At 48.6% G+C, this 5,871-nt stretch carries 8 protein-coding genes; 7 read left to right on the top strand and 1 reads right to left on the bottom strand.

What is annotated here, in order from left to right; genetic code table 11:
• The 7 genes from C4N23_RS13455 to mobQ form a co-directional block, all read left to right on the top strand.
• On the top strand, positions 1-712 hold a 712-nt coding region (locus C4N23_RS13455), incomplete at its 5' end, for a DUF4368 domain-containing protein (RefSeq protein WP_146746492.1).
• 79 nt (positions 713-791) lie between these two features.
• Positions 792-983 carry a transposon-encoded TnpW family protein gene (locus C4N23_RS13450; RefSeq protein WP_006060444.1) on the top strand — a complete coding sequence of 64 codons (192 nt, stop codon included), beginning with the start codon at positions 792-794 and terminating at the stop codon, positions 981-983.
• A gap of 133 nt (positions 984-1,116) precedes the next feature.
• On the top strand, positions 1,117-1,419 hold the full coding sequence (locus C4N23_RS13445; protein WP_112146637.1) for a hypothetical protein: 303 nt from the start codon (positions 1,117-1,119) through the stop codon (positions 1,417-1,419).
• Positions 1,420-1,503: 84 nt separating this feature from the next.
• A complete protein-coding gene (locus tag C4N23_RS13440) occupies positions 1,504-2,064 on the top strand; it encodes an RNA polymerase sigma factor (protein WP_112146635.1) in 561 nt (186 codons plus the stop codon).
• The gene (locus C4N23_RS13435; protein WP_112146633.1) at positions 2,061-3,062 is read left to right on the top strand and encodes a hypothetical protein; all 1,002 of its coding nucleotides are present in this window, start codon (positions 2,061-2,063) and stop codon (positions 3,060-3,062) included. The genes C4N23_RS13440 and C4N23_RS13435 overlap by 4 nt, the downstream gene beginning before the upstream one ends.
• A gap of 81 nt (positions 3,063-3,143) precedes the next feature.
• Positions 3,144-3,437, top strand: coding sequence for a DUF3847 domain-containing protein (locus tag C4N23_RS13430; protein WP_008982219.1), 294 nt, complete (start codon positions 3,144-3,146; stop codon positions 3,435-3,437).
• 233 nt (positions 3,438-3,670) lie between these two features.
• Positions 3,671-5,179, top strand: coding sequence for a MobQ family relaxase (gene mobQ / locus C4N23_RS13425; protein ID WP_112146631.1), 1,509 nt, complete (start codon positions 3,671-3,673; stop codon positions 5,177-5,179).
• Positions 5,180-5,256: 77 nt separating this feature from the next.
• Here the strand turns inward: mobQ and C4N23_RS13420 are convergent, their stop codons facing one another.
• Positions 5,257-5,676, bottom strand: a complete 420-nt coding sequence (locus C4N23_RS13420) for a nuclear transport factor 2 family protein (protein WP_055059684.1) — start codon at positions 5,674-5,676, stop codon at positions 5,257-5,259.
• Positions 5,677-5,871: the final 195 nt, after the last annotated feature.

Below are 5,871 nucleotides of genomic sequence, written 5' to 3'. Positions count from 1 at the left end.
GGAAGTGCTGAAGAAAATCGAGGACTATTCTATCAGCAACCGGGCGGAGTTTGAAGCCTTAGTGAAAAAGAACCTTGCCATGCAGCAGACCGACCAGACCAAGAAGCAGCAGAAGCGTATTCCGCAAATCACGACACGCCTTGAACAGATTGACAAGGTGCTGAATAAGCTCTATGAGGACAACGCCCTCGGCACGATCCCGCAAGACCGCTATGAGCAGATGTCGCAGAAGTATTCAGAAGAATACTACGCGCTGAAAGCGGAGCTTGCCACGCTCCAAGAGCAGCTATCCGCTTATGAGAACGCGGGAGGACGGGCGCAGAAGTTTTTGAAGCTGACGGAACGCCATGCTGCCTTTACCGAGCTTACCCCCGCCATTCTCAACGAGTTTATCAACCGGATTGAAGTGCATGAGCGCGACCAGAAAAGGGCGAGATACGCAATCCAGCACATCAGCATATATTTCAATTATATCGGCAAGTTTGAGAACGAAGTGACACAGCTTGCAGAGCCGACCGAGCAGGAAATCCGGCAAATGCGTGAGGAAATCGAAGAAGCCAAAAAGGAAAAGAGCCGCGCCTACCACCGCAACTATTCAAGGGAATACCGGGCGAGAAATCTTGAAAAGCAGCGGGAGTATGACCGCATGAAAGCGCGGGAATACCGGGCAAGGCGAAAGGCGCAGGCAGCCGCCGCACAGCCCACACAGTAAAACAGAATAACCGTCAACCAAGAGGGATTTTCCGAACTACGGGAAATCCCTCTTTTGCGCCCGGAGAAAGGAGCCGCCTATGGCAGAACAGACCCCCGACAGTATCATCACGACCCAAAGGAACGGGCAGACCATTGTTGCGGAGTTATTTTTCAATCACAGTAGCACAGAAACATTCCGCGACAAGCTGCTCAAACTGGTACTTGCCGACAGTTCGCGTTTATCCGCGTCTGACGGTCAAGAGCCGGAAAAAACAGAAATCTTGCGATAACAGCCGCCCCGACGATACACTCCCCGTCCGGGCGGTTTCTATTTGAAAATCCTCATTTTCCCCAAGTCAAGAGCCAAGAAAAACACCCGAAAAATGCCCCTATTGCGTAACAGGGGCGCAGAAAGGAGAGTTTATGAGAACAGGGCTTACGAAGCAGGAAAAGACTACCGACATTTGGTTTGACGAGAAAGAGCCGCTGATCCATATCCGCACCCACAACACCGCCCTCAAGAACAGGCTGACCGCCTACGCCGCAGCTTACCCCGGCGAGTGCCGCCAGACCGACACAGACCCGGACACGGGCTGCATGGAGTTTGAAATCCGCAAGTGGCGTTTCTCTTTCCGTCTGACCGCTCCATACAGAGAGGAACGCCGGAGAGCCGCCAGTGAAGCGGCGAAAGCTGCCGCGAGCAATCTCACGCGAAGTATGATATAATTTTTTTGAAAAACTTTTCTCTTTCATTTAGTATTTGCCGCGAAAACCGTAGTATATAGGTGAAGCCGGAAAGGAGGTGGCGCAATGATTGATGATGAAAAAATTATTGAGTTATTTTTTGAGCGTTCCGAGCAAGCCATACGGGAGCTGGACATTAAATACGGAAAAATCTGCCACAACCTCTCGTATAACATCGTGAACAGCCGACAGGACGCAGAGGAATGCGTCAATGACGCTTACTTAGGCGCATGGAACGCCATTCCCCCGGTACGCCCGAACCCGTTGCTTAGTTACATTGTGAAAATAGTGCGAAACATTTCCCTCAAAATCTATTGGAGAAAGGAAGCAGCCAAACGAAGCGGACACTATACGATTGCCTTAGAGGAAATCGAGGGCTGTATCGCAGACCAAAAAACCGTGGAAGATGAAATTGAAGCCAGAGAGTTAGCCCGTATCATCGAAGCATTTTTGGATACGCTGACCGTAAAAGAGCGCGTTATCTTCATGCGCCGCTATGCGTATGCAGATACCTACGCGGATATAGCAAAGCGCGTAGGTATCTCTGAAAAAAATGTATCCGTCCGGCTTGCTCTAATCCGCCAGAAGATGAAGCAATATTTGATTGAAAGAGAGGTATTAGTATGAACACAAAATTGTTTTCCGAAGCCATGAGCGAAGTCAACGACAAGTATTATGAGGAAGCCGCAAACTACCATTGTAAAAAGCATGGGTGGGTAAAGTTTACATCTTTAGCAGCTTGTGCCGCTATTGTGTTAGCAGTATCATTTGTGACTTTGTGGAAACTTCCAAGTCAAACTACGCCGCAGCCAGAATATGAACCGCCAATCATTACAAACCCGGATAATCAGTCGGACAATCCTGAGCAAGGTATTAGTCTTAACCTCAATGAAATTAAGGAACTCAATGCCACGAGTGGAAGTATCGCTCTTATGGCAGATGATTATACCGCAATGTCTTATGAAGAACTGCTCAGATATTTTGATGTATCACTCCCAATTACAGAAACGCTTCCCTACCTTACACTCCAGAGCAATGATTTTGGTATTTACCAAACAGATAATCGTGGAATTTATTATGATGGGAATTTTATTGAGTTCCGAAATTCTGGTGGAACGCAGGACATAAACATCGTCCTTTCTAAAGTGTTTAAGCACACTTCAGATGTTTTCGATTTAAGTGCGGACGAGTTACAATTTACAGAAATCAATGGCAGGGAGCTTGCAGTTTTCCACTACACAAATGAAAATGGCACAGATTGCTATTATGCTGAATTTCTGCAAAATGACGTTGCCTTCGTGGTCAGTTCGGAAAATATTTCAATGGAGGATTATGCGAAATGCCTGCAAGTCTTAGTTGAAAAAGCACAGCAAAACAGCGGCTCTGTCAACACCATCACAGGTGAAATTGTTGTAATCGACCCATACGCAAATCACATAGGAGTTCGTTTGGATAAGGAACAGGCCCCGGAATATAGCAGCGTATATGGAATTGACCTGCCAGACGGACAATCTGCCGGGGATTATTCGCTTGGCGACCGTGTAGAGGTAATGTATACGGGAGAGCCAGCAACCATTTTAACGATATGGGCAGAGCAACTTGTAGATATTAAATTATTGAAGTAAGCACAAAAAATATTACAGAGGGACAGTCGAGAAATCGGCTGTCCTTTTTCTATGCCGACGGGCAGAAAGGAGTGACCAGCCATGACAAAACCGAGAGAGAAAACCCGTGAAGAACTGCAAGCCGAGATTGAGGACGGAAAGAAGAAAATCCGGCAGTTTGAGAACCGAGAAAAGATGTTGCGTCAGAAGCTATCCAAAGAGGAACGCAGAACGCGCAGCCACCGCCTTATTGTCCGGGGCGCGGTTTTTGAAAGCATTGTGCCGGAAGCAAAGAACATGACCGACGAGGAAGCCGCAGCACTTCTTAGGCTCGCCTTGACGAGTGAACCAGCGCGGGAATATCTGAAAAAACGAGCCGAGGGAGCGACAAGCTGAAAATCCCTTAGGCACTAAGGGCGCACTTATACACCCTTACGGGCGTGTGCGCTCTGCCGAGGGCTTATCTCCGTACAGGGAGATTTCCCCGCACTCCGATATGGCGGCTTTGCCGCAACAAGGGGCTGCACCCCTTGCGCCGCTTTGCGGCTATCCCTGCACACCCACAAAAACAGTACACCCGCCTTTGGCGTCTGTACCATTTTTGAGGGTTTTATTATCCTATCCGGGAGGTGATACCCATAGCCATTTACCATTGGAACATCGGCATTGTGAGCCGAGGAAAAGGCAAATCAGCCGTTGCCGCAGCCGCCTACCGAAGCGGCGAAAAGCTGACAAACGAGTGGGACGGAATGACCCACGACTACACCCGCAAAGGCGGCGTTGTTCATACCGAAATCATGCTGCCGCCCCACGCACCGCCCTCATTCGCTGACCGTTCAACCTTGTGGAACAGCGTGGAGCTTTACGAGAAAGCCGGGAACGCCCAGCTTGCCAGAGAGATTGACGCAGCGCTCCCCATAGAATTATCCAGAGAGGAACAGATCCGGCTTGTCCGGGAATACTGTTCCTCTCAATTTGTTTCCAGAGGAATGTGTGTGGATTTTGTTATCCACGACACCAACAGCGGCAACCCCCATTGTCATATTATGCTTACCATGCGCCCCCTTGACGAGCGCGGCGCGTGGGCAGCGAAATCCAAAAAGGAATATGACCTTGACGAAAACGGCGAGCATATCCGCTTGCCAAGCGGCAGATACAAGACGCACAAAATTGACCTTACAGGCTGGAACGACAAGGACAACACCCTCTTGTGGCGCAAGGCATGGGCTGACTATACCAACAACTTTTTGGAGAGAAACGGAAGCCCGGAGCGTATCGACCACCGCAGCAACGCCGAGCGCGGCATTGACGAGATACCCACCGTCCACATGGGCGTGGCGGCTTGCCAGATGGAGAAGAAAGGTATCGCCACCGAGAAAGGCGAACTGAACCGCAGTATTCAAAAGACAAACCGCCTTATCCGGGAAATCCGGGCGCAGATTGGGAAGCTCAAAGAATGGATTGCCGACCTGTTCAAAGTGTGGGAAACCGCTCCGAAGCAGCCGCCGCAATCCCCCGGCCTTGCAAATCTGCTGATGAAGTATTTGAGCGTTCAGAGAGAAAAGAGCCGGAAGTATTCGCAGCGTTGGCAACAACAGCACACAGCCGATGAACTGAAAACCATAGCGGCAGCGGTCAACTATCTCTCCGAGCATGGTATCTCTAATCTTGATGAGCTGGACGCAGCCCTCTCCTCTGTCAGCGATAAAGCCTATTCAATCCGGGAGGGAATGAAAACCGCCGAGCAGCGCATGAAAGAACTGCAAAAGCTTATTGAGTACGGCAGAAATTATCAAACCTACAAGCCCATACAGGACGAGTATCGGCAAATCCGCTGGAAAGGAAAACAGGAGAAGTTTGCGGAAGCCCGCCGCGCCGAGCTTACCCTATGGAACGCAGCAAGTCGCTATCTCCATGCAAATCTGCCGAAAGGAACAAAGACCTTGCCTATTGCGGAATGGGAACAGGAATATGCTGACCTCAAAACACAGAGGGACAGCGATTATACCAAACTGAAAGATACCCGCGCCGAGGTTGCCGAGCTTCAAAAAATCCGCAAATGCGTGGATATTGCACTCCGCGCCGACCAGCCGGAGCAGGCGCAGAGCCGCGCCAAGCGGCACGAACAGGAGCGATAAAGGAAAGGACGGGCAAGCGGTTTTGCCTGTCCGTCCTAAATGTTTTCCGATAAAATGGACGCTATTGATTGCTAATATTAAAACCAACTTGCTCTTTCGTCCCTAAATTCGGGCAGGTCACTATGCTCATAAGGATTATAATTATTCAAATTGCAGCCAAACTCTTTCAATGATTTTATTTTATTATCCTTTGTCCATTCAACCAGGGAAATTCCATCAAATTCCTCTATGCTCCCATTGTTCATTTCATTTTTGAAATACCACTCCACAATCGTCTGATTTCCTTTGTGGAAAAATTGTTTGATTTCCCAAGCAACGACTTTGCCACGAGTATTCCATTCCTGAAACCAGTGTTTTACGATTTGACGGTTATTATATTTTGGACCCCAACTTTCAGTATAAATTACATCTTCTGCAAAAATATTATCAATACCTAAATCCTGTTTTGTAAGCCACATTTCAAACCATAAGTGAATATTTTTTTCTCTTTCATTCACAATCCAGCACCTCACTAACTTCCGATTTTTCGGTTTCATTCTACATCAAAACTATGAACAATTCAACCACAGAAAGAGAGGTATCAGCCATGTATTACACCCAAGAACAGATAGACCACGCCAACCAAGCCGACCTTGTTTCTTTCCTGCAATCACAGGGCGAGCAGCTTACCCGTGCCGGAAATGAATACCGCT

Source organism: Faecalibacterium hattorii (assembly GCF_003287455.1).
In the GTDB taxonomy this organism is placed as follows: Bacteria; Bacillota; Clostridia; order Oscillospirales; family Ruminococcaceae; genus Faecalibacterium; species Faecalibacterium hattorii.
The sequence above is the reverse complement of the archived record's forward strand: the minus strand, read 5'-3'. Positions and strand labels throughout refer to the sequence as shown.

Excerpts from the sequence above, each read along its gene's own strand:
- C4N23_RS13450 (WP_006060444.1), top strand. The coding sequence starts at position 792 with ATGGCAGAACAGACCCCCGACAGTATCATCACGACCCAAAGGAACGGG.
- C4N23_RS13445 (WP_112146637.1), top strand. The coding sequence starts at position 1,117 with ATGAGAACAGGGCTTACGAAGCAGGAAAAGACTACCGACATTTGGTTT.
- C4N23_RS13440 (WP_112146635.1), top strand. The coding sequence starts at position 1,504 with ATGATTGATGATGAAAAAATTATTGAGTTATTTTTTGAGCGTTCCGAG.
- C4N23_RS13435 (WP_112146633.1), top strand. The coding sequence starts at position 2,061 with ATGAACACAAAATTGTTTTCCGAAGCCATGAGCGAAGTCAACGACAAG.
- C4N23_RS13430 (WP_008982219.1), top strand. The coding sequence starts at position 3,144 with ATGACAAAACCGAGAGAGAAAACCCGTGAAGAACTGCAAGCCGAGATT.